We start from the raw sequence: 21,064 nt of genomic DNA on the forward strand, positions 1-21,064 counted from the left end.
GATTGGTCAGTTGATGATGACGTGAAAGTAGAAAGACCTGCCGTAATTGTCTTTTTCGGAAATATACTGCAACGAACTGCCAGTCCGCCAGACAGGCTGCTGGTCCGCGAGGTTCATGATCTCGTATTTCAGGGTGATGTGATCATACACCTGATGCCAGAAGCCAAGATTGAGCGAGAAGAGCGAACCAAAGCCATTATTCTGCCACGGCTGGTTGCCAAGACCGGTCAGATATTTCCCCGAATAGGTCGCCGTGGCGCGCAGCGCGCCACGAATGGCGGGGATATGCCAGGTCAGCGCACCGTTCACCAGATAGTCTGGCTGGTAGATCAGATGATTGGTATGCAGCATGGTGGTGCCGTTGGAATAGGTCATGTTGCCCTGCATCCAGGTTGCATTGGCGGATGCGTCAAAGACCTGTCCCCACAATGACATATTCCGGTTCATGACGTTGAACTCGACGCCCTTTATGTTCGATCCGCTGGCGTTCATGGGCTGGCTTACCAGTGCGAGATCGCCCTGGTACATCTGGTAAGTGGTCAGATTGTAGATATCGTTCTTGATCCATTTCGAGAAAAATGCCGCACTGACCATGCCGTTATTGTGATTGAAATATTTTTCGACCGAGACATCGAAATTCTGCGCCCGCCGGGGCTTCAGGTTGGGGTTGCCCTTGGTGATGCTGCATTGGGTTCCGCCGCTTGCGGAGGGATCGCTGCCGGCACCGGTGCATGACATGGTTTCCGCCGCTGCGATGTTCCCCGGTGTCGGGCGTCCGATCGACTGGCTGTAGGAAGCATGCACGATAACACTGTACGGAAAATGATGGACGACATCGAAGGACGGGAGCGGATTGATATAGCCGCCACGGTTGCGCGTCGTCCCCGTCACGGCCGTGCTGTTGAAGTTCGTAACAGGCGTCCAGGCCGTATAGTCGACATTGTCGACACGCACACCGGCAATGAAATGCGTGTTGGCCAGGTTGTAATGCAGGGACAGGTAGCCATCCGTGACGTTCTCACGATAGCGATAATCCCAGATCCGCTGGTCATAGGCCGTCAGCGCCTGGTTGGCCGCGTTCTGCTTCAGGCTGGACCAGGGAAAGTTGAAGGGGACGTTCAGTACCGGTGACGAAATATGGTTGTGCCACGCGACATAGCCCGTATTCAGGAGATAGGACGTCATGTCGCCGCCGGTATCGTAATTCTGCTGGTTCGAATCATCCCAGATCGTCAACTGGCGCCACTCAAATCCGGTGACCAGGCCGAAGCCGCGCGCGTGCGGCCCCACATTGTAGGTATAGTCCGCGCGTGCTGTGGGGATGCCTTCCCAGGCGTGCTGTTGCAGATGCGTGATGCTGCTGGCGGCATATTGCGCGGTGCTGGAAAAGGCATTCGATCCGGCGGTCGCCTCATAGAGGCCGCTGGTCGGGTTGCCGGTATAGCTCGCCCAGATATTTTTGGGATAGGTGCGGGCCTGGATATAGGGCTCGTCGTTATCGTACGTTTCCGTCGTCTCGCCCGCGCGAATCCTGAAATTCGACCGGCCGCGGGTCCAGTCGAGATCGCCCAGGATGCCGTTATGCTGGCGCCGCCACTGGTCCTGCCGGCGCTTCAGATACAGGCTGTTGATCTGGATTTCGTCCAGGCCGTTCGTGTCCTGCCCGATGCCGGTATTGCTCTTCCGGTAATACTGGGCGTCATCCATCGTGGAGTTTTCCCACCGCACATAGGACCACCCCATGACCGAGGCATGAAGCCCGGTGCCGATCGGCTGCCATTCCAGCCGCCCCGATCCGCCGACGGTCGTCAGTTCGTTCTGGAAGTTGCCGGTATGAAATGCAGACGGTCCGACCGATCCTCCCTCCACCGGCGCACTGACATCATGCCCCTTCGGGTCGAAATATTGCAGCGACTGCCAGTCCTTGGTCGAATTGCGCGCGCGGACCTGATAGCGGCTGGACAGAACAAACCCGAATTCCTTGTCCTTGCCGAAGGTATCGGAAATGATGCCTTTCGCGCCTTCACCCCAATGGCGGTCGTAGCCCGCTTGCCCGCTATGCCCGGCGGCACCGCCATAGGTGGAATAGATTCCGTATCCGTCGAAATATTTATAAAGACCCTGGTGGGAAAACGCGCTCATCGGCTGCATGTCGATCACCGCGCCCAGCGCGTCGCCATCCTGTTCGGCCGTGAAGCTCTTGTACACATCGGTCCGGTTGATCATTTCGGCCGGCATATCCTGCAGATTGACCTGGCGCGAACCGCCGCCGCTCTGCCCCACCGATGCCATGGTGATGCCATCGACGGTCGTCTGGTTCAGGTCCGGTGCGATACCGCGCACGCTGACATATCGTGGCTCGTCCGCATCGACGATGCCTGCGACACCGGGGATCAGAACCAGGGACGACGCGATCGACGACGTGCCGCCGAGATTTTCGAACGGATCGTAAGAGATGCTGTCGACGATGACATCCGATGTCCGCTTGTTCGACTGCACGCTGCGATGGCCGGTGACGAACAGGGTTTCGATATCGTTGGCTTCCGCGGTCTTTTTTGGCGGGGTGGCCTTTCTGGCGACGCTCGGCGCCGAAACCACGACCGCGGCCTTGCCGTTGAATTTCTTGACGAGAAGCGGGCTGCCGCGCAGAAGCGCCTGCAACGCCGCCTGATCGGTCATCGTTCCCGACACCGGCGCCAGATGAATGCCTTTGGTATCGGCACCCGTCGCCAGGACGCTGATGCCGCTTTGCCGCTGATAGGTATCGAAGGCTTCCGATGCCGAGCCGGCGGGAATGTTGAAGGAATGCGTTGCGGCCATTGCGACGCCGGATGACAATCCGGTCCCCAGGAACGCAACGACCTTTAACGCATTAGAGCGACCACACATCGAATAACCCCGATAACTTCCAGAACACATTCGGAAGATGCGTGGTGCGCGCAAAGTGCCTCCCCTTGAGGAGAAATATATATGTGAAAGTTTTATTTCATTTTTTTCTCATTTCCATGATGTTCCGGATCTCATCCGTGCTTCCTCCGGTCGCTCCCTGAGAAGGACAGCCGCCCTGATCCTGTCGGGTCGAGGAAGGATATCTATATGGAAAACAATACACTATCCCTCTTTGCCGTCGGCCATGACCGTCTGGGGACCGGGCCAGGACGGGCGCGTACAGGCAACGATGCGGGTTCGTGGTCTGTATCGGCTCTCTTTACGAACGGAAATCATTCTGTCAGGAGGGCGCCTCGGGACGAGGGGACGCCAGCAGACAGTGACCCAGAAAACGTCAGAGAATATGCAGGGCTTTCCTGCCTCATCGGAACCGGCGGGGGTGCTGCGGGAGGAGCGGTTTCGTTGGCTCGCCGCGGAAATCCTGCCGCATGAGGCAGCGGTGAGGCAGTGGCTGTATCGTCACAGACTGGTCAATGCGACGCCCGACGATATTATCCAGGAATGCTATGCCCGCCTGTGTGCCTGGTCGCCGGACCAGGTGGTGAACGGGCGCGCGCTTTTCTTCCATTGTGCCCGTAATCTGATGGTCGAACATGCGCGCAAGGCCCGGGTCGAATATCTCGATCGCGACCTCGATCCGGGAGAAATCGACATTGCCGACACGTCTCCGCCCCCGGATCGCATTCTGGCAGCGCGCGAAGAGTTGAACCGTTTGAAGGGAAAAATGCTCGGCCTTCCGACTTTATGCCGTGACGTATTTGTCATGCGCAAAATATACAATCTGTCCCATGAACAGATCGCGCTGAGACTGGGCATTTCGCGACGTTCGGTCCGGAGGGAGGTGGCTCGTGGTCTCGACCTGCTGGACATAAAAAATGACGGTCAGGACACGATCTGAGTTTTCTCTTATGATTTGGAAAATGTGAAATCTTTGGGGTTCAGGTGGAGCAACGAACAGCGGAGAGGCGCCCCGAAGGAAAAGATGTGAACGAGACCTTCAGCAGCATGTCGGACCATCGGGCGACGCAGGCCAACGCGTGGGTGTCCATTCTCGACGCCGTGAGTGTATCGGACGCCGATCGACGGCGTTTCGACGCGTGGCTCCAGGAGGATGTACGCAATCTGGGCGCTTATCTCAGGGCGCAGGCGATCTTTCGGTCCCTCGATTATATGCCCGGCGCAATCGCTGCGGCGGCGGGCAGGTCCGCCCCGGCGGAGATCGGGACGGGCCGAAGGCAGGTTCTCGCGGGGGCCGCCGCGCTTGCTGCCTGCTTCAGCGGGCTGGTTGCGACGCGTTCCACGTCGGAGCGCATCATCCTGCGCAAGACGGCACGGGAGGCTCCCGGCCGCTTTTTTCTTCCGGGCGGTCTGATCACGATGGATTCGCTATCGATGGCATATTTCCCGAGTCAGGGTCATATGTCCGACATTCAGATGGTATCCGGCCGCATGGGCGTCCAGACATCGTCGCGTCCAGTCCGCATCATGACCGGCGGCCTGGTTCTGCACGCGGCGGACGCCGATTTCGACCTGTCGGCGGACGGGCGCAATATTTCGATCGTGGCCTATCGGGGGACCGTTGCCGTTTCACGGCATGGCGCCAGCCGGACGGTCGCGGGGCCATGCGTCTTTTCGATGGTCTCGGACCCGGCTATCGAGGGCGTCGGGGGCAGGGCACGCGAGCTTGCGAAACGGGACATGGCGGTGAATCGCGCCTGGCGCGATGCCAGGATCGTATTGGACGATGCGCCGTTGCGTGATGCCGTGGCTCAGTTCGCACGCTATTCCGAAACCCGGATGCTGGTCGCAAGTCCGACGATGTCCGCCCAGCGGCTGACCGGTACATTCGATTTATTGCGGCCGCATTATTTTGCGAAAACCGTGCAGATGCTGTTGCGCTGCCAACTGACCGAGCCCGATGCCCGTACCATCATCCTGTCGTGATGGGTTATCCCTGCCTGGGCCCGGACCGGCCGCCTTGCGGGGTTTTCTATTTGGGATTGTGCAGCAGCAGCACGCAGCCGAACAGGATGAACAGGGCGCCGCTGGTCCGCTGCATGCGCCGGCGCCAGGTCGCGCGGGACAGCACGGCCGCCAGCCGGGCGCCGCTGCCGGCATAGACGAGGTACCACAGCACCTCCACCACCGCCGAGGTCGCGATCAGCAGCGCATATTGCGGGGCCTGCGGGGCGGCGGGGTTGACGAATTGCGGCAGGAAGGACGCCGCGAAGACAATGGCCTTGGGATTGCTGGCCCCCACCAGGAACGATGTGCGCAGCGAGGCATGCCATGCCAGCGGCGGCATGACGGCACCTTGCGCCCCAGCCGCGGGCGCGTGCGACAGCCAGCCGCGCACGCCAAGCTGGATCAGGTAGAAGGCGCCTGCGAATTTCAGGATCGTGAACAGAAGTGGCGACGCGGCCAGGACGGCGCTGAGCCCCAGTGCCGAGGCCGCCATCAGCGCGACCAGCGACAGCAGGCAGCCCGCCATGTCGGGAATGATCCGCCGCACCCCGTAGCGGATGCTGGCGGTCATGATATGCGTCATGTTCGGCCCCGGAATGGCCGACAGCAGGAACACGGCGTTCAGGTAGAGAAGCCACGATTGCAGCGTCATGTCGGGGCCGGGTCCTATGCCGCGTCGGCGGTGGCGAGCGTGCGCAGGTCGGCTGCCAGCGCATCGATGCGGGCGATTTCGGAATCCCACGCGAACATGAAGCGGGCGCTGCCGCCGATGAAGGTGTAGAACCGCCAGCCGCGCGCGTGCAGCCCGTCGATCATGGCCGGCGGCAGCTTCAGGAACACGCCGTTGGCTTCGACCGGGAACATGATCTCGACCTCCGGCAGCCCCTCGACCTGCTCCGCGAAATGGCGGGCGCAGGCATTGGCGTGGGCGGCATGGGTGCGCCACGCGCCGGTTTCGAACATCACGGCCCAGGGGGCGGACAGGAAGCGCATCTTGGAGGCCAGTTGTCCGGCCTGCTTGCAGCGATAGTCGAATCCTTCGGCCAGCGCTCGGTCGAAGAAGATCACGGCCTCGCCGATCGCCATGCCGTTCTTGGTGCCGCCGAAGCTCATCACGTCGACGCCGGCCTGCCAGGTCATCTCGGCGGGCGAGCAGCCCAGTGTTTCGATCGCGTTGGCGAAGCGCGCGCCGTCCATGTGCAGCCGCAGCCCCAGTTCGCGGCAGGTGCCGGAAATCGCGCGGATTTCGTCCAGGCTGTAGACCTGTCCGGTCTCGGTCGGCTGGGTGATGGTGACGGCCTTGGGACGCGGGAAATGGATGTCGGTGCGGCCCAGCACGAAGGCGCTGATGGTCTCGGGGGTCAGCTTGCCGTTGGTAGTGCGGCCGACCAGGATCTTGGCGCCGTTCGAGAAGAATTCCGGCGCCCCGCATTCGTCGGTTTCGACGTGGGCGATATCGGCGGCGATGATGCTTTCGTATGACTGGCACAGCGAAGCCAGCGCCAGCGAATTGGCCGCCGTGCCGTTGAAGACGAAGAACAGTTCGCAATCGGTCTCGAATGTCCGGCGGAAGGCGTCGGCGGCGCGCAGCGTCCATGGATCGTCGCCATAGGCGGGGGCGGAGCCGCGATTGGCTTCTTCCATCGCCCGCAGGGCTTCGGGACAGATTCCCGCGTAATTGTCGCTGGCGAATTGCTGTGTGTGGGGCATCGCGATTGCGGCCTTTCCTCGCTTGCTACAGGCACCACGAGGATCGATGACATGAGGTAGCGGTCCGTTTTTTGCCGGATCGGCCACATCTTCCCGGAACGGGAACGCCACCTTGCTCGGATGCAGGTTGGTGCCGGGATGTCCCGGCTCTGGATGCGGCGCGCACCATATCGCAGCGTCCAGACGGCGGCAAGCGAGACCCCCGCGCATGGCGGGGGTGCGTTTTGACAGGATAAGCTGGCCAGCCTCAGGCGCGGTAGCGGCTCAGGGCCAGATCCTCATGCGCGATATCGGGCTTGCGGCCCGAAAGGATGTCGGCCAGCACGCGGCCCGACCCGCACGCCATGGTCCATCCCAGCGTGCCGTGGCCGGTGTTGAGATACAGATTGTCGATTTCGGTGGGGCCGATGATCGGCGTGCCGTCGGGCGTCATGGGGCGCAAGCCGGTCCAGAAGGTGGCGGCGGGCACGTCGCCGGCACCGGCGAACAGGTCGGTCAGGGAATGTTCCAGCGTGGCCCGGCGCGGGGCGCGGAGCGTGGTGCTGAAGCCCGCCAGTTCGGCCGTGCCGCCGACGCGGATGCGGTCGCCCAGCCGGGTGATGCCGATCTTGTAGGTCTCGTCCATCACGGTGGAGACAGGCGCGCGCGCCGCATTGACGATCGGGGCGGTGATCGAATAGCCCTTGACCGGGTAGATCGGCAGGTCGAGCCCCAGGGCGCGCACCATGGCGGGCGAGAAGCTGCCCAGTGCCAGCACATAGGCATCCGCATTCATCCGGCCACGGCTGGTGTCGATGCCGGTGATGCGGCCGCCCTCGCGCTGCAGGCTGCGGATGGTGGTGTCGTACAGGAAGGTCACGCCCTGTTCGGCCGCCATCGCCGCCAGGCGCTGGGTGAAGATGTGGGCGTCGCCGGTTTCGTCACCAGGCAGGCGCAGGCCGCCGACGAGCTTGTCCTTTGCTGCCGCCAGTCCGGGTTCGGCCTGCACGCAGCCTGCGGCGTCCAGCACCTCGTACGGCACCTTGTACTGATCCAGCACGCGCAGATCGTCGCCGATATGGTCCAGTTGCTTCTGCTTGCGGAAGACCTGCAACGTGCCCTGCTGGCGGTCGTTATAGGTGATGCCGGTGCTGGCGCGCAGGTCGCCCATGACGTCGCGGCTATATTCCGCCAGCCGGACCATGCGGCCCTTGTTGCGGTCGTAGGCGGCGGTCGTGCAGTTGGCCAGCATCTGCATCAGCCAGCGCCACTGGTGCGGGTCGGCCATCGGGCGGAAGACGAACGGGCGATAGGCCATCAGCAGCCAGCGCACCGCCTTCAGCGGCACGCCCGGCCCGGCCCAGGGCGAGGAATAGCCGGGCGAGACTTGGCCGGCATTGGCGAAGCTGGTTTCCAGCCCCGCCGCCGGCTGCCGGTCGATGACCGTGACCGCGTGTCCGGCCTGCGCGAGGTACCAGGCCGAGGTCACGCCGACCACGCCGCCGCCGAGAATGATGATCTTCATGATATGTTGTCAGGTCCGCTCAGGAGAGGGCCGCGTCGTCCGCGACATGGAGGCTATTCGAAAAGTGTCGATGCCGAGCAAGAGCGGACCGGCACGGGCCGCGGCCGGCGTGTGTTTTTGAGCATCGCAGCGGAGCGGCCTTGATGGCCGCCCGCCGCGAAGCGCAGAAAACGCACGTTGGATTGCCGGCTGCGGCACTTTTCAAATAGCCTCATAGGCGCGGTGGTAGCGGTGGCCCAGGGAGGTCAGGATTTCGTAGCCGATGGTGCCGGCGGCGCGGGCCACGTCATCGACGCCGTGTTGTGGCCCCAGCAGGTCCAGCATGGCGCCGGGGGCGGTCAGGGACTCTGGCGCGTCGGTGATGTCGACGGCCATGGAATCCATCGAGATGCGGCCGACGATCGGCAGGGCCTGCGTGCCCAGCCAGGCGCGGCCGTCGCGCGCGGCGTGGCGCATGAAGCCGTCGGCATAGCCGGCGGCGATGGTCGCGATCCGGCGCGCGCTGGTCGGGCGGTAGGTGAGGCCGTAGCCCACGCCATCCCTGGGGCCGACGGTGCGGGTCTGGAGGATTCGCGCCTGCAGGCGCACCACCGGGCGCATCGGGTTGGGCGCGCTGTCATTGGGGGCCACGCCATAGAGCGCGGCGCCGGGGCGCACGAGGTCGAAATGGAAGTCGCGCCCCAGGAAGATGCCCGAGGAGGCGGACAGGCTGAGCGGTGCGGCCGGCAGGCGCGCGCGCATCGCCAGCAGGTGGTCGCGCTGCCGGGCGCTGGCCGGGTCGGACGGATCGTCGGCGCAGGCGAGGTGGCTCATGACCAGGCGGCGATCGATGCCGCGCCAGCCGTCGGGGGCGGCATCGATGCCGGCGAGATCCTGTTCCGACAGGCCGAAGCGCGACATGCCGGTATCGAGCTGCACCGCCGCCGGCAGGGTGCGGCCGAGCCCGTGCGCCAGGGTGCGCCAGTCCCGGATCTGCTCGACACTGTTCAGCACCGGGATCAGGTCATGCCGCACGCAATCGGCTTCGGCCCCGGCCAGCGGGCCGTGCAGGATGAAGATCCGGCTGGTGGGCGCGATATGCGGGCGAAGGGCGATGCCCTCGTCCACATGGGCGACGAAGAAGGTCCGCGCGCCGGCCTGTTCCAGCGCGGGGGCGACCTGCGCCGCGCCCAGCCCGTAGGCATCGGCCTTGACCACCGCCGCGCATTCCGCGCCCGCCGCCAGGTCGCGCACGGTGCGGTAATTGGCGCGAATGGCGTCGAGGTCGATCGTCAGGGTCGCGCCCGCCCGGGCACGGGGCCAGCCGGCATCGGACAGGCGGGGGGCGGAGGTGCAGTGGGGCATGGGCGGCGCGGCCTCGACCGATCTGGGCATGGGGTGTGCTGGAGCAGCTTAGGACGGTTGGGCTGATATTTCCTGCCGATTAGTCGCATGATCTGTCTCGCGAGTGCGGAATGTGCAATTCTGTGCGCCAGAATGGCATGATCTGCCGGGATGGTTGCCGAAGCATGATAGATTCCGATTCGAAACAGAAAATGGACCGGGCGACCGAGGCGATTCTGCGCCATCTGAGCCAGGACGGGCGCATGACCAATGCCGATCTGGCGCAGCGGGTCGGGCTTTCCCCCTCGGCCTGCCTGCGGCGGGTGCGGCAACTGGAACAGGCCGGGGTGATCCGCGGCTATCGCGCGATCATCGACGAACGGGGGCGCGAGGGGACGACGATCGTGATCGTGCGGATCACGCTGGAACGCCAGACCGAGGAATGCCTGCGGCGGTTCGAGGCCCGGGTACGGACCTGCCCCGATGTGCGCCAATGTTACCTGATGACCGGCGATGCCGATTACCTGCTGCATGTCGCGGTACGCGATGCGGCGGATTACGAGCGCATCCATAACGAGGAACTCTCGCGCCTGCCGGGCGTGGCACAGATCCAGAGCAATTTCGCCATCCGCCCCGTGGTGTGGCGATAGGGGGGCAGGCGCATGACGGATCAGGCCGAGAGCATCATTCCGGACAGTCACCGTGCGATGCCTATCGAACTGGAGCGGGACGATACCGTGCGCCGGGCGGTGGTGCGGATCGCCCGCGTCCTGCGCGACCATCTGGAGGCCAACCTGCCGGTGGCGATGGATGGGCGGAATGTCGAGGGCGTGCATCAGGTGCGTGTGGCCCTGCGCCGCTTCCGCGCGCTGACGGGCCTGTTGCGGCGGGATTATCCCAGCACGACGCTGGACGAGGCGGCGGCGCGGGCGCGCATGCTGGCGCGCACGGTCGGAGAGGCGCGGGACTGGGACGTCTTCATGCTGGAAACGCTGCCGGGTCTCAGCCCGCTGGGGCGGGCGGGGATCAATGTGGCCGGGTTGCTGCTGCCGCTGGCCACCCCGCTGCGCGGCGCGGCCTATGAACGGGTTCGGCAGGTGCTGGGTGGCGAGGATGCCGAATGGATACTGCACCTGATGGACCGCCTGGCCGAAGGGGCGTTGTGGGACGAGGCCCGGTCGCCGGCGGGGCTGAAGGCGCTGGAGGAGCCGGCGGCCGATTTCGCCGCCCGCCATCTGGCACGGCTGTACCGCAAGGCGCGGCGCCAGGGGCGGGATTTCGCGCGGCTGACGCCGCCGGAACGCCACGGGGTGCGCCTGGCCCTGAAAAAGCTGCGCTATGCGTCGGAATTCTTCGTCACGCTGCATGCGCCGGGGCAGACGGCCAAGCCCTATCTGCGGCGTCTGGAGAAGGTGCAGGCCGCCCTGGGCATGGACAGCGACGTGCTGACCACGGGGAGGCTGCTGGAGCGGTTCGATGGGAAGGCGGGCGGTGAGATCCGCCATGTCGTGGGCGCCGTCTCGGGATTTCTCTGCTGCCGCCAGGTTGCGACCCGTGACGCGGCGCACGGGCAATGGCGTAAATTCCGCTGGGCCCCCGTCTTCTGGGCGTAAGGGCCGGTCTGGACATGCGCGCGGGCTCCGGGACGGGGGGCTTCATCGGACTGTCATGAAGTCTTCATCGGGCCGTCGTTGTATCCGGCCCGGTATCGTGGTCATGAACCTGCGTTTCTACCGACATGCCGCCACGAGAAGGAGAGCCATGTCATGATCAAATCCGAGGTCGTCGAGATCGACGGCGTGTTCGTCGGGGTCGTCATCCACTCCCGCCACGATGGAACACGCGTATTCCGTGCCATTCATGAATGGCTGCGTCCGCTGAACGGACAGATCATGGCATCTCTTCAGGATGCGCGGACGCTCGCGGCCGGCCTGTTTCGCCGGCAGCGGGTTGTGGCGGCCCTCGCCGCCGCCTGACAGCCTGACTAGTCGCTGTGCGTCAGGACTGCCGGCAACGGTGTTTAAAAGCGGTTTTCTAGACGCCCTGGACGATGACGACGCGGTATGACGCGCCTTTCCAGCGGTGCTGTACGACCGTCTGGTAGGCCGAGCTGTCGTACCAGGCGCGTGCGGCCTCGACGGTCGGGAATTCGAGGATCACCACGCCTTCGGGGGCGGTCCCTTCCAGTACCTCCTGGGCGCCGTAGGCGGCCAGCACCTTGAGAGGGTGGCCATCGAAGGTGGGGGCGACCGTCTGCGAATAGGTGTCGAGTTCCGCCTGGTCGCTGGTGGATTCCCGTGTGAAGACGATATAGGCGGTCATGGCCTGTTCTCCTGTGGATGGGCGATGGTGCCACGTCGGCCGGGTTCCGGCCAGTGCCGTCACGCCATTGTGGTGGAAAGGGAACGCCGCGCGAGAACGGGCGCAGCCCGGACGAATGATCGCCGCATGGTAAAAAGACGCGATCAGGCATGCAGGCTTCACGCCGGCTTCAGGCGGGGGAATGGCGTGGAGCGCATGAGACCCGCGCAATCCGCGCCATACGCGGCGTGCCGTTTTCGCGCCATTCTGTCCGCAATCAGCTATTGCGGAAGGGTTTGCGGATATGGGCAGGGCTTCGGAGCCGTTGGGTCGGCGGGACGGCGGAGGAAAAAGGCCCCTGGCGGCCCATATGCCGCACGTTCTGTCGCGCCTGCGCAGCCATCATGCGCTGGAAGAGCGGGGGCATGACAATATCGTGCGCGTGGGCCATGCCGACAGGGCGTGGTCCGATTTCTACCACCATGCGCTGACGATCCGCTGGAGCCGTTTCTTCTGGTATGCCCTGGCCGGTTATGTCGTGGTCAACGCCACCTTCGCGCTGCTGTACATGATGGTACCCCGGCAGATCGCCGGCACGCGGCCCGGTGTGTTCTGGGATTATTTCTTCTTCAGCATCCAGACCTTCTCCACCGTCGGCTACGGCGTGATGGCCCCGGTGGGCCCGGCGGCGCATGTGATCGCGTCGTGCGAGCTGCTGGGGGGCATGATCCTGAATGCGGTGGCCACCGGCCTGGTCTTCGCCCGTTTCGCCCGGCCGCGGGCCAGGGTCATGTTCAGCAACAGTGCGCTGATCCGCAGGGACAGCGAGATGTCGCACCTGAGCGTGCGTGTGGCGAACCAGCGCCTGAGCCCGATCCTGTCGGTCGATGCGGAACTGTTTCTCTCGCGCCTGATCGTCCAGCCGAACGGGCGGCTGGCCCGGCAGTTCGATCCGCTGGTGCTGGTCCAATCCCATATTCCGGTGCTGCGCTTTGCGTTCTCGCTGATGCATGTCATCGACGCGCACAGTCCGCTGAATGGCCTGACGGCCGAGGAATTGCGCAAGGAAGAGGCGGAAATCGTCGCGACCGTGACCGGAACGGATGAGGTCTCGGGGCAGAGTGTGTTCGCCCGCACGGCCTATGGGTTCGACCGGGTGCTGTACAATCACCGTTTCGTCGATATTATCGACACGTCGGCCGATGGGCGGATCACGGTCGATTACACGCGCTTCCATGCGACCGAGGGGGAGTGATGCGCAACGGGTAGTATCGTCCCGCCTGGAAGTAGTGTGCGACCTGAATGGCATGTCTCCCGTAGCCTGCATGACAACCCGGAATCTTCGCGGGGGTCGACTGCGATTTTTCTTCTTGTTCTGGGAAAGAAATATCTATAGTCGCCCCACGTGGAGAAAGTATTACCAAATAGTTATACAATCCTGATTTCGGCCGATGGCTCGCGCAGAAGTGCGCCGCGCCAGGAGATGGAGAATTCTGTGCGCAGAACCGGTAAGTTTGGTCTTGTTGGTAAGGTTGTCGGAATAACCTGTATTTTTTTAATGTTGTGTGTCATCTCCGTCGCGGCCAGCCTGATGGGTGTCGTTCAGGTGGACATGAAGCAGGACACCGTTGCCAGCCTGCATGTCGACATGCGCGCGGCTGTTACCATTCTGGAGCGCGATCTTCCGGGCATACAGGTCTCCTGGGGGGCCGATGGCGGAGTGCAGCGCGTGACCGCACGGTCGCTGCCGGCACAATTTCCCGATGATACCATGATCGACGATGTCGGACGTGTGACGGGCGAAGCGGTGTCGTTGTTTGCGCTGGATGACGCTGGCCAGAATTTCGTGCGGCGCGCGACCACTGTACGGGATACAGACGGACGGCGCGTGGTCGGCACGACGCTGGACCACAGCCTTGAGGGCGCGCAGGCCGGGCTGCGCGGCGAACCGTTCGAGGGTGAAGCCACGGTATTCGGCGTGCAGTACTATGGCTCGTACCTGCCGGTCTTTTCCGAGAGGGGCAAGGTGATCGGCCTTTTCTATGTCGGGATCAGGGAGGAAGACGCGGCTGTCGTCCGCCGTCAGATCATCCGGGCGATCGCGGTGGTCGCGGCCGGGATCGTGGGGCTGAGCGCCGTCATGATGGGCCTTGTGACCGCCCGCCTCCTGCGGCCGCTGCCGGTGATTACGCGTGCGATGCAGGCCCTCGCCAAGGGGGAGACCGGCACCCGTATTCCGTTCGTCGACCGTTCGGACGAAGTAGGTGCCATGGCCAAGGCGGTCGAGGTCTTTCGGGAGGCTGCCCTGGACAATGCCCGGCTGGAGACCGAAGCTGCCGAAAACCGGCGCAAGGCCGAGGCGGAGCGGATCGACATCCAGGCGAAGGCCGAAGCCGATGCCAGGGAGCGCCTGCGGATGGCCACCAGCGGGCTGGCCGATGGCCTGACCCGTGTGGCCGATGGAGATCTTTCCTTCCAGATCGATACGGCGTTTTCGGAGGAGTTCGAATCTCTCCGGCATGATTTCAACCGTTCGGTGGAACAGCTTGCCGGAACCTTCTCATCCGTGGTCAGCGCGATGGCGGCGATCGACAACGGCACGCGGGAGCTGGCGAGCGGTGCCGACAATCTGGCCAGCCGGACGGAACATCAGGCTGCATCGCTTGAAGAAACCGCCGCTGCCGTCGACGGTGTGACCAAGAGTGTGATCACGGCCGCCGAGCGCTCGGAAGAGGCGCGGCAGATCGGTACGCGGGCACGCGAAACGGCTGTGCTTTCGGTCAGGATCACGGGCGAGACCGAAATGGCCATGGGCCGGATCGAAAGCGGGGCGGAGCAGATTGCCTCGATCGTGGACATGATCGACAATCTTGCCTTCCAGACCAACGTGCTGGCGCTGAATGCCAGCGTGGAGGCCGCGCGCGCCGGCGACAGCGGGCGCGGCTTTGCCGTGGTGGCGGCCGAAATCCGCTCGCTGGCGCAGCGGGCCAGCGAGGCGGCGAAGGATATCCGTGATCTGGTTCGCCGATCGGCGGAGGATGTGCGCACCGGGGCCGAACGCGTGCAGGACAGTGGCGCAGCGTTGAAGACGATCGCCGGTTTCATCAACGAAATCGGGGGGCATCTGGATGCCATTGCCATGGGGGCGAAAGAGGAAGCCGCCAGCCTGGCCGAAATCAACGCGGCCATCGGTTCGCTGGACCGGACGACGCAGCAGAATGCCGCCGTGTCGGAGGAATTCAATGCCGCGTCGCGCAGCGTGGCCGAGGAGGCAAACCGCCTCGGCAGGGTGGTGCACCAGTTCCGCCTGCCGGAAAAAAAGCATCGGGCCGGCAACGTGCGGCGGCTCCTGTCGGCCTGACCGGCGCAGGGATCAGGCTTCGACGTTCTGGAGCACGTCGAAGCCTTCGAAGACCGGCGGGCCGATCGTCAGTTTCTTGCCCTCGCCGGCCGAGGCGTGGGCCTGGCGGAATTGTTCGGACTGCGTCCAGGCGATGAAGGCGTCGCAGGAATCCCAGACGGTGTGGGAGGCATAGAGTATATGGTCCTCGCGCCGGGGCCCCTTGAGGAACTGGAACGAGACGAACCCGGGGACTGTCTTGAGAAGGACTTCCCGGTCCAGCCAGCGGCGCTGGAAGGCGTCCTCGCATTCGGGGGCGACGCGGAACCGGTTCATGGCGATATACATGATACGCTCCTTCCTTCGGTCATGGCCTGTCGGGCGCTCCTGCGGCTCCCGACGGGGTGCAAGTGATAATCACATCTATTATCATGCTGATATATATGTGTTTTTATGTTTGCAATCGGGGCGCGGCAGGGTGTAGGTCGATGATTGAAGCGTTCCAACCACCAAGCGGAGGCGGCTCATGGCCATCAAGGACCCCAAGGTTATCGAGCATCTGAACACGCAGCTCACCAATGAGCTGACGGCGATCAACCAGTATTTCCTGCATGCCCGCACGCTGCGCCATTGGGGTGTCACCCTGCTGGGGAAGAAGGAATACGAGGAATCAATCGAAGAGATGCGCCATGCCGATTGGCTGATCGAGCGCATTCTCTATCTCGGCGGCCTGCCCAACGTGCAGCGGCTGAACACCATCCTGGTCGGCCAGAACGTCCAGGAGATCCTGGAATGCGACCTCAAGCTCGAGGAAAAGGCGCTCGACGACCTGCGTGAGGGCATCGCCTATTGCGAGAGCGTGCGCGATTACGTGTCGCGCGACCTTCTTCTGAAGATCCTCGAGAACGAGGAAGAGCATGAGGATTTCCTCGACCGTCAGTTCGATCTGATCAAGCTGGTCGGGATCGAGCGCTACATTCAGCTGAACTCGGCCCCGGCCCCCGAGCAGGACTGAGACCCTGTCAGTCAATGCGCGCTGGTGGCGATCCGGCGCGCGTTTCCTGCGCGTCGCGGCGGGCGGCCATTAAGGCCACTCCGCTCCGATGCTCGGAAAACTACGACGGGCGCGGCACTTGGGGCCGCTCTCGCTCACCAGCCCACATTTCCAGATAGGGTCTGCGTGGCTGTGTGAAAAAGGGCCGATTTCACTCGCTCGCCCGCATTTCCATTCCGGCTCCGAATGTTCAGGACGCGGCGTGTTCCGGCTTTGTCCGGGGCCACAGGACGCGGGTTGTTCCGATATCCAGCCCGTGCCAGCGGGACATGGTCAGCAGGCAGGCGCCGCCCAGAACCAGCCTTTCCCCCGTCGGCAGGCGTGACCGCGTATAGGGCAGGTGGTAGCCGGTGCTGGCCAGATACGCGCCCAGCATCTTCACCGCCGCCACGAACCGGGCATGGACCGAGGGACGGGAGATGACGCGGTGCAGCGCCGTGCCGATTTCCGGCATCCGGCCCTGCTGGGCGGCGGCCGTGGCGCGCAGGAAACTCTGTTCGGTCGCTGTGAGCCGGGCGGTGCCGGACGTGCCGACGGCCAGCCCCGGCAGGCACAGATGCGCCATGCGGCTGAACGCGTCATGGAAGGCGAGCGCCATGGTCGCGTGGGCGGCACGCGGTCGCGCCGGGGCGGGCAGGGTGGCGTGTCTGATCGTGCCTTGCCTGGTCGTCCATTGTGCGGACAGGCGCCGGAGGAGTCGGACCGTCAGTCTCTCGCTGGGGGACAGATCGTAAAGGCGGGGCATTGCGTCAGTCATGGGACACTCCCGATCGGCTGTTGCGCATCGTGCGTGGACAGGACCTTAAATAAGAACGCCTCGCAGTTGCAATAATAATCCGACTGCTTCATCATGCCGTCATGACGCGTGGAGGCATGAAGGGTTTCCAGAAAACCTGTGATTTTTTGAAGAAGAATCAATTCCATCAAGGATGGAGGGCTGTTGTGCGTCCGGCGGCGGCCATCGCCGGACGCCTCTATCACGCTTGCGTGAAAAGACGACGCCCCGATTCCGTCATCCGGAACCGGGGCGCGCCGTCCATCCGTAGCCTCTCAGGCTGGCGTCAGTTCATCGCCTGCAGCAGGGCGTCGGCTTCCTGCTGGTGAGCGCGCAGCAGGGCCACGTTGGCCGGGTTGGGGGTGGGGGCATGGGCACCCGCCGGCGGCGGCTGGCGGATCAGGGACTCGGTGATGCCGAACGCGCTGATCCCCAGCACGAAATCACGGGCCGAGAAGCCGTGCGCTGACAGGACCTGGGGCAGGCCCGGAACGGCTGCGGTCTGGTCGATAGTCTGTGCCAGCGACAGGTTCTGGGCGTTGGGCGGGTTGATGCCGGCGGCCTGGATGGCGCGGAGGGTCGCCGTCATGCGCGGCAGGAAATCGGCGGGCAGCGGATATTGCGCCGCCGTCTGCACGTCGCGCTGGAAGGCCGCGATCTCGGCGGGCGAGGGCTGGCGTGCCTGCTGGGTGGGCTGAGGCTGCGGCTGCTGGGCGAGTGCTGCGGCAGGCAGGGCGGCGGCCAGGGCGGCCGCCAGGATCGTCAGTCGTGTTGTCATACTCTGTTGATCCATTCACCGTGTTTCATCAGGGGTTCGCGGGCGCCATCCTGGGTGATGGCGGTCACGTCGATTTCGGCCGAGCCGATCATCCAGTCGATATGGATGAAGCTGGTGTTCGCACCTCGGGCCTCAAGCTGCTCCGCCGTCTGGCCTTCGGTCTCCACCATGCATTTCGTGTAGGCCTGCCCCAGCGCGATGTGGCTGGAGGCGTTCTCGTCGAACAGCGTGTTGCGGAACAGCACCCCACTCTGAGAGATCGGCGAGGAATGCGGCACCAGCGCGACCTCGCCGAGGCGGCGGGCGCCGTCGTCGGTGGCCAGGATGCGTTCCAGCACCGCCTGGCCCTGGGTGGCATGGGCCTCGGTGATGCGGCCGCCTTCGAAACGCACCGCGATGCCGTCGATCAGCGTCCCCTGGTGGAACAGGGGCTTGGTGGCGCGGACGAAGCCTTCGACCCGCCGCGCATGCGGGGTGGTGAAGACTTCCTCGGTCGGGATGTTGGGATTGCACACGATGCCGTTGCGCGCGGGCTCCGACCCGCCGGCCCAGGCATGGCCGTCGGCCAGGCCCACCGTCAGGTCGGTGCCGGGGCCGGTGAAGTGCAGCGCCGCGAAGCGCCGGTCGTTCAGCCAGTCGGCGCGCCGGTGCAGGGTTTCGTTATGGGCGCTCCAGGCCGCCACCGGGTCGTCGACCGTGACGCGCGAGGCCTGGAAGATCGCGCTCCACAAAAGTTCCAGAGCCCGTTCCGGGGTCTCGTCGGGGAAGACCTGCGCCGCCCAGGCGGGGGTGGCGCAGGCGACGATGTTCCAGTTCACGGCGAAACTGGTGATCAGTTCCATCGCCGGGCGGCCGGCCAGCGACGCGGCCTTGTTGGCGCGGGCGACATGGTCGGGATTTTCCTGGCTCAGCAGCACGGGATTGCCGCCGGTAATGGCCATGCGCGCCGCACCCTGGCGATAGGCGTTGGCCATGCCGTCATGCAGCCAGTTCGGCGCGACGTCGAACGCCGCGTCGGGCGCATGATGGAAGCGCGCCAGCGTGACCGCGTCGTCCGTATAGAACGGGGTCACGAGCGACGCGCCGGCCCGATAGGCATGTTCGGCGATCTTGCGCACCAGCGGCACGGCGTCGAGCGGCGCCGTGATCAGCACTTGTTGGCCCGGCGCGACGTTCAGCCCGATCCGGACCGCGACTTCGCCCAGACGGTCCAGAAGCCTGTCATGGGACAACCCGTCAGGGGACGATGAGGATGTCATTGAAACCGGATATCCTGCTTACGTTGATCGACTGACTCTAGCCTGATCGCTCCGGACCGGATAGGCAACCGCCCCGGACGGGTCGGAGCGGGACACAAATGGACGAGGATTGCGGCCGAAGCATGGATGGCTGGGTGCTTCTGTGTGACATCGATGCGGCGCGCGCGGGGCCGCATCGCGTGGTGGTGGACGGGACGGGGCTGGTGGCCTGGCTGGCGGCGGATGGCACGCCGCGCGTGTTCGCCGATCGCTGCCCCCATCGCGATGCAAGGCTGTCGGCGGGATATGTCGAGGATGGGCGGCTGATCTGCCCGTTCCATCTCTGGGCCTTCGACGAATCGGGACTTTATGTCGGCCCCGATGGCGTGGCTGACCCGGAATGCACGGTGGCGCGCTTTCCCGTCCGGGAGCAGGACGGGGCCATCTGGGTCAGGGACGTTCCCGTTCCAGCCACGTCCGGATGACTGTCAGGACATAGGCACGGCCGGTCGAATCCAGTGCCTGCCCCTTGGCGAATCCATGCCATTTCTCCAGGCAGCCTCGGCAGCAGGTGGCGGTGGCGTGTTGGGCCACGAAGACCGGGTGGCCGCGCCAGGGCGTCTGTCGGCCGTCGCGCGCGGGTTTGGCCGGGGCCAGGCGGCGGGCGATGAAATCCGCCGCATGTTCCATGATCGTGGCCAGGCCCCTGTCTTCCAGATAGGCGCGGTCCTTCGCATCCAGATGGAAGCGCGCGCGGAAGGCCGAGCGGGCCAGCGCCTGCCACAGCGCGTCGGGGATCGGCGGGGGCGGGGCGTCGTCGGCCCCCGTGTCCCCCGGCCCGGTCATCAGGCCGGCCGCACCAGCAGATGATGCTTGCGCCCCGATGACAGCTTGATCGCGCCGTCCACCAGGTCCGCCGGCGTGACCATGAGGGATTCGTCCTGGACCGCGACATCGTTGATCCGCGCACCGCCGCCACGTATCAGGCGCCGTGCCTCGCCATTGCTGGCGGCCATGCCGCTTTCGGCGAACAGGCGGAAGGCGGGGATACCGGCGGCCAGCAGGTCGGCCGGGATCGTCGTCGCGGGCAGGGCGGCGGGGGATTCGCCGCCCTCGAAGGTGCGGCGCGCGGTCTCGGCGGCTTCCTCGGCGGCGGCCCGGCCATGGCACAGGGCGGTGACCTCGGTGGCCAGGATCTTCTTGGCCTCGTTGATCTCGGCGCCGCCCAGCGCGGCCAGGCGGTCGCACTCTTCCAGCGGCAGGTCGGTGAACAGGCGCAGGAAGCGGCCGACATCGGCATCTTCCACATTGCGCCAGAACTGCCAGTATTCGAACACCGGCAGCCGCGCCGCCGACAGCCAGACCGCGCCGCGCGCCGACTTGCCCATCTTGGCGCCCGAGGCGGTGGTGAGCAGCGGTGTCGTCAGGCCGAAGACCTGCTTCTGGTCGGTACGGCGGACCAGGTCGATGCCCGAGACGATGTTCCCCCACTGGTCGGAGCCGCCCATCTGCAGCGTCACGCCCATCGTGCGGTTCAGTTCGCGGAAATCGTAGGATTGCAGGATGGAGTAGTTGAACTCCAGGAAGGTCAGCCCCTGTTCGCGCTCCAGGCGCGAGCGCACCGAATCGAAGGCCAGCATGCGGTTGACCGAGAAATGCACCCCAACATCGCGCAGCAGGTCGATATAGGACAGCCGGTCCAGCCAGTCCGCATTGTTCGCCAGCCGGGCGCCGGTGTCGCCTTCGAAATTCAGGAACTGGCGCAGGCAGCCTTCGATCCCGCGCAGGTTGGCGGCGATCGTCTCGCCGGTCATCAACTGGCGGGCTTCCTCGCGGAACGACGGATCGCCGATGCGGGCCGTGCCGCCGCCCATCAGCGCGACCGGCCGGTGCCCGTGCTTCTGCATCAGGCGCAGCATCATGATCTGGATCAGGCTGCCGACATGCAGGCTGTCGGCGGTGGGGTCGAAGCCGATATAGCCGGCTACCGGGCCGGCCGTCAGGGCGGCGTCCAGGGCATCGATGTCGGTGCACTGGAAGATGAAGCCGCGGGCCTCGGCTTCCTGAAGGAATTCGCTTTTCGGCATGGTCGGGTCACTCTGGTCTCGTGGCGGCCCGGCCGGATGA

21 protein-coding genes and 1 riboswitch are annotated in these 21,064 nt (G+C 64.8%); of the genes, 9 read left to right on the forward strand and 12 right to left on the reverse strand.

Features of this window, described 5'->3' with window-relative positions:
* Positions 1-6 precede the first annotated feature (6 nt).
* A complete protein-coding gene (locus HLH35_RS12930) occupies positions 7-2,820 on the reverse strand; it encodes a TonB-dependent receptor (RefSeq protein WP_246385069.1) in 2,814 nt (937 codons plus the stop codon).
* A 472-nt stretch (positions 2,821-3,292) separates the two neighbouring features.
* Here HLH35_RS12930 and HLH35_RS12935 point away from each other — a divergent pair, with 472 nt between their 5' ends.
* Both HLH35_RS12935 and HLH35_RS12940 read left to right on the forward strand, forming a co-directional pair.
* Positions 3,293-3,847, forward strand: coding sequence for an RNA polymerase sigma factor (locus HLH35_RS12935; RefSeq protein WP_182979532.1), 555 nt, complete (start codon positions 3,293-3,295; stop codon positions 3,845-3,847).
* Between the two features lie 86 nt (positions 3,848-3,933).
* Entirely contained in the window at positions 3,934-4,893 is a 960-nt protein-coding gene (locus HLH35_RS12940; protein ID WP_182979533.1) for a DUF4880 domain-containing protein, read from the forward strand.
* Positions 4,894-4,939: 46 nt separating this feature from the next.
* Here the strand turns inward: HLH35_RS12940 and HLH35_RS12945 are convergent, their stop codons facing one another.
* The 4 genes from HLH35_RS12945 to alr all read right to left on the reverse strand — a co-directional run bounded on the left by HLH35_RS12945 (position 4,940) and on the right by alr (position 9,472).
* The gene (locus tag HLH35_RS12945; protein WP_182979534.1) at positions 4,940-5,566 is read right to left on the reverse strand and encodes a LysE family translocator; all 627 of its coding nucleotides are present in this window, start codon (positions 5,564-5,566) and stop codon (positions 4,940-4,942) included.
* Positions 5,567-5,580: 14 nt separating this feature from the next.
* The gene (locus HLH35_RS12950; RefSeq protein ID WP_182979535.1) at positions 5,581-6,624 is read right to left on the reverse strand and encodes a threonine aldolase family protein; all 1,044 of its coding nucleotides are present in this window, start codon (positions 6,622-6,624) and stop codon (positions 5,581-5,583) included.
* Between the two features lie 57 nt (positions 6,625-6,681).
* A riboswitch (SAM-I-IV-variant riboswitch) is annotated at positions 6,682-6,786 on the reverse strand.
* A gap of 85 nt (positions 6,787-6,871) precedes the next feature.
* Positions 6,872-8,128, reverse strand: coding sequence for a D-amino acid dehydrogenase (locus HLH35_RS12955; protein WP_182979536.1), 1,257 nt, complete (start codon positions 8,126-8,128; stop codon positions 6,872-6,874).
* 201 nt (positions 8,129-8,329) lie between these two features.
* Positions 8,330-9,472: an alanine racemase gene (gene alr / locus HLH35_RS12960; protein ID WP_246385081.1), complete on the reverse strand. Its 1,143-nt coding sequence runs from the start codon at positions 9,470-9,472 to the stop codon at positions 8,330-8,332.
* Between the two features lie 164 nt (positions 9,473-9,636).
* On the opposite strand from alr, the gene HLH35_RS12965 reads away from it, so the two are divergent.
* The 3 genes from HLH35_RS12965 to HLH35_RS12975 all read left to right on the forward strand — a co-directional run bounded on the left by HLH35_RS12965 (position 9,637) and on the right by HLH35_RS12975 (position 11,427).
* Positions 9,637-10,101 carry an Lrp/AsnC family transcriptional regulator gene (locus HLH35_RS12965; protein WP_246374116.1) on the forward strand — a complete coding sequence of 155 codons (465 nt, stop codon included), beginning with the start codon at positions 9,637-9,639 and terminating at the stop codon, positions 10,099-10,101.
* A gap of 12 nt (positions 10,102-10,113) precedes the next feature.
* The gene (locus HLH35_RS12970; RefSeq protein ID WP_220790670.1) at positions 10,114-11,064 is read left to right on the forward strand and encodes a CHAD domain-containing protein; all 951 of its coding nucleotides are present in this window, start codon (positions 10,114-10,116) and stop codon (positions 11,062-11,064) included.
* 153 nt (positions 11,065-11,217) lie between these two features.
* Complete coding sequence (locus HLH35_RS12975; protein WP_182966553.1) at positions 11,218-11,427, forward strand: hypothetical protein; 210 nt, start codon at positions 11,218-11,220, stop codon at positions 11,425-11,427.
* Between the two features lie 58 nt (positions 11,428-11,485).
* Here the strand turns inward: HLH35_RS12975 and HLH35_RS20405 are convergent, their stop codons facing one another.
* Complete coding sequence (locus HLH35_RS20405; RefSeq protein WP_408870125.1) at positions 11,486-11,935, reverse strand: DUF1330 domain-containing protein; 450 nt, start codon at positions 11,933-11,935, stop codon at positions 11,486-11,488.
* Between the two features lie 187 nt (positions 11,936-12,122).
* Here HLH35_RS20405 and HLH35_RS12985 point away from each other — a divergent pair, with 187 nt between their 5' ends.
* Positions 12,123-13,007, forward strand: a complete 885-nt coding sequence (locus HLH35_RS12985; RefSeq protein WP_246385070.1) for an ion channel — start codon at positions 12,123-12,125, stop codon at positions 13,005-13,007.
* Positions 13,008-13,343: 336 nt separating this feature from the next.
* The gene (locus HLH35_RS12990; protein ID WP_182979539.1) at positions 13,344-15,113 is read left to right on the forward strand and encodes a methyl-accepting chemotaxis protein; all 1,770 of its coding nucleotides are present in this window, start codon (positions 13,344-13,346) and stop codon (positions 15,111-15,113) included.
* A gap of 12 nt (positions 15,114-15,125) precedes the next feature.
* On the opposite strand, the gene HLH35_RS12995 is transcribed toward HLH35_RS12990, so the two are convergent.
* Positions 15,126-15,440 (reverse strand): antibiotic biosynthesis monooxygenase family protein, encoded by a 315-nt coding sequence (locus tag HLH35_RS12995; protein ID WP_182979540.1) that lies wholly within the window; start codon positions 15,438-15,440, stop codon positions 15,126-15,128.
* A gap of 178 nt (positions 15,441-15,618) precedes the next feature.
* Here HLH35_RS12995 and bfr point away from each other — a divergent pair, with 178 nt between their 5' ends.
* Positions 15,619-16,107, forward strand: a complete 489-nt coding sequence (bfr, locus tag HLH35_RS13000) for a bacterioferritin (protein ID WP_182979541.1) — start codon at positions 15,619-15,621, stop codon at positions 16,105-16,107.
* A 229-nt stretch (positions 16,108-16,336) separates the two neighbouring features.
* Here the strand turns inward: bfr and HLH35_RS13005 are convergent, their stop codons facing one another.
* The 3 genes from HLH35_RS13005 to HLH35_RS13015 form a co-directional block, all read right to left on the reverse strand.
* Positions 16,337-16,903 carry a hypothetical protein gene (locus tag HLH35_RS13005; RefSeq protein ID WP_182979542.1) on the reverse strand — a complete coding sequence of 189 codons (567 nt, stop codon included), beginning with the start codon at positions 16,901-16,903 and terminating at the stop codon, positions 16,337-16,339.
* Positions 16,904-17,207: 304 nt separating this feature from the next.
* Positions 17,208-17,699, reverse strand: a complete 492-nt coding sequence (locus HLH35_RS13010) for a hypothetical protein (RefSeq protein ID WP_182979543.1) — start codon at positions 17,697-17,699, stop codon at positions 17,208-17,210.
* Positions 17,696-18,958 carry an aminopeptidase gene (locus HLH35_RS13015; protein WP_182979544.1) on the reverse strand — a complete coding sequence of 421 codons (1,263 nt, stop codon included), beginning with the start codon at positions 18,956-18,958 and terminating at the stop codon, positions 17,696-17,698. Before HLH35_RS13015 ends, HLH35_RS13010 begins: the two co-directional genes overlap by 4 nt.
* Positions 18,959-19,092: 134 nt before the next feature.
* On the opposite strand from HLH35_RS13015, the gene HLH35_RS13020 reads away from it, so the two are divergent.
* A complete protein-coding gene (locus HLH35_RS13020; protein ID WP_338029346.1) occupies positions 19,093-19,422 on the forward strand; it encodes a Rieske 2Fe-2S domain-containing protein in 330 nt (109 codons plus the stop codon).
* On the opposite strand, the gene HLH35_RS13025 is transcribed toward HLH35_RS13020, so the two are convergent.
* Both HLH35_RS13025 and tyrS read right to left on the reverse strand, forming a co-directional pair.
* Positions 19,388-19,783: a DUF4186 domain-containing protein gene (locus tag HLH35_RS13025; protein ID WP_182979545.1), complete on the reverse strand. Its 396-nt coding sequence runs from the start codon at positions 19,781-19,783 to the stop codon at positions 19,388-19,390. The two genes, HLH35_RS13020 and HLH35_RS13025, sit on opposite strands and share 35 nt — an antisense overlap.
* Positions 19,783-21,024 (reverse strand): tyrosine--tRNA ligase, encoded by a 1,242-nt coding sequence (tyrS, locus tag HLH35_RS13030; RefSeq protein ID WP_182979546.1) that lies wholly within the window; start codon positions 21,022-21,024, stop codon positions 19,783-19,785. Before tyrS ends, HLH35_RS13025 begins: the two co-directional genes overlap by 1 nt.
* Positions 21,025-21,064 lie beyond the last annotated feature (40 nt).

Origin of the sequence: Gluconacetobacter asukensis (assembly GCF_014174375.1) — a bacterium.
GTDB classification, from domain to species: Bacteria; Pseudomonadota; Alphaproteobacteria; order Acetobacterales; family Acetobacteraceae; genus Gluconacetobacter; species Gluconacetobacter asukensis.

What these genes read in the sequence shown, in the direction of transcription:
- HLH35_RS13025 (WP_182979545.1), bottom strand. Translation starts at nt 19,783, where the DNA reads ATGACCGGGCCGGGGGACACGGGGGCCGACGACGCCCCGCCCCCGCCG.
- alr (WP_246385081.1), bottom strand. Translation starts at nt 9,472, where the DNA reads ATGCCCCACTGCACCTCCGCCCCCCGCCTGTCCGATGCCGGCTGGCCC.
- HLH35_RS13005 (WP_182979542.1), bottom strand. Translation starts at nt 16,903, where the DNA reads ATGACTGACGCAATGCCCCGCCTTTACGATCTGTCCCCCAGCGAGAGA.
- HLH35_RS12995 (WP_182979540.1), bottom strand. Translation starts at nt 15,440, where the DNA reads ATGTATATCGCCATGAACCGGTTCCGCGTCGCCCCCGAATGCGAGGAC.
- HLH35_RS12935 (WP_182979532.1), top strand. Translation starts at nt 3,293, where the DNA reads ATGCAGGGCTTTCCTGCCTCATCGGAACCGGCGGGGGTGCTGCGGGAG.
- HLH35_RS13015 (WP_182979544.1), bottom strand. Translation starts at nt 18,958, where the DNA reads ATGACATCCTCATCGTCCCCTGACGGGTTGTCCCATGACAGGCTTCTG.
- HLH35_RS12945 (WP_182979534.1), bottom strand. Translation starts at nt 5,566, where the DNA reads ATGACGCTGCAATCGTGGCTTCTCTACCTGAACGCCGTGTTCCTGCTG.
- HLH35_RS12985 (WP_246385070.1), top strand. Translation starts at nt 12,123, where the DNA reads ATGCCGCACGTTCTGTCGCGCCTGCGCAGCCATCATGCGCTGGAAGAG.
- HLH35_RS12970 (WP_220790670.1), top strand. Translation starts at nt 10,114, where the DNA reads ATGACGGATCAGGCCGAGAGCATCATTCCGGACAGTCACCGTGCGATG.
- HLH35_RS12950 (WP_182979535.1), bottom strand. Translation starts at nt 6,624, where the DNA reads ATGCCCCACACACAGCAATTCGCCAGCGACAATTACGCGGGAATCTGT.
- HLH35_RS12990 (WP_182979539.1), top strand. Translation starts at nt 13,344, where the DNA reads ATGGGTGTCGTTCAGGTGGACATGAAGCAGGACACCGTTGCCAGCCTG.
- HLH35_RS12975 (WP_182966553.1), top strand. Translation starts at nt 11,218, where the DNA reads ATGATCAAATCCGAGGTCGTCGAGATCGACGGCGTGTTCGTCGGGGTC.
- HLH35_RS12955 (WP_182979536.1), bottom strand. Translation starts at nt 8,128, where the DNA reads ATGAAGATCATCATTCTCGGCGGCGGCGTGGTCGGCGTGACCTCGGCC.
- bfr (WP_182979541.1), top strand. Translation starts at nt 15,619, where the DNA reads ATGGCCATCAAGGACCCCAAGGTTATCGAGCATCTGAACACGCAGCTC.
- HLH35_RS13010 (WP_182979543.1), bottom strand. Translation starts at nt 17,699, where the DNA reads ATGACAACACGACTGACGATCCTGGCGGCCGCCCTGGCCGCCGCCCTG.
- tyrS (WP_182979546.1), bottom strand. Translation starts at nt 21,024, where the DNA reads ATGCCGAAAAGCGAATTCCTTCAGGAAGCCGAGGCCCGCGGCTTCATC.
- HLH35_RS12930 (WP_246385069.1), bottom strand. Translation starts at nt 2,820, where the DNA reads ATGGCCGCAACGCATTCCTTCAACATTCCCGCCGGCTCGGCATCGGAA.
- HLH35_RS12965 (WP_246374116.1), top strand. Translation starts at nt 9,637, where the DNA reads ATGATAGATTCCGATTCGAAACAGAAAATGGACCGGGCGACCGAGGCG.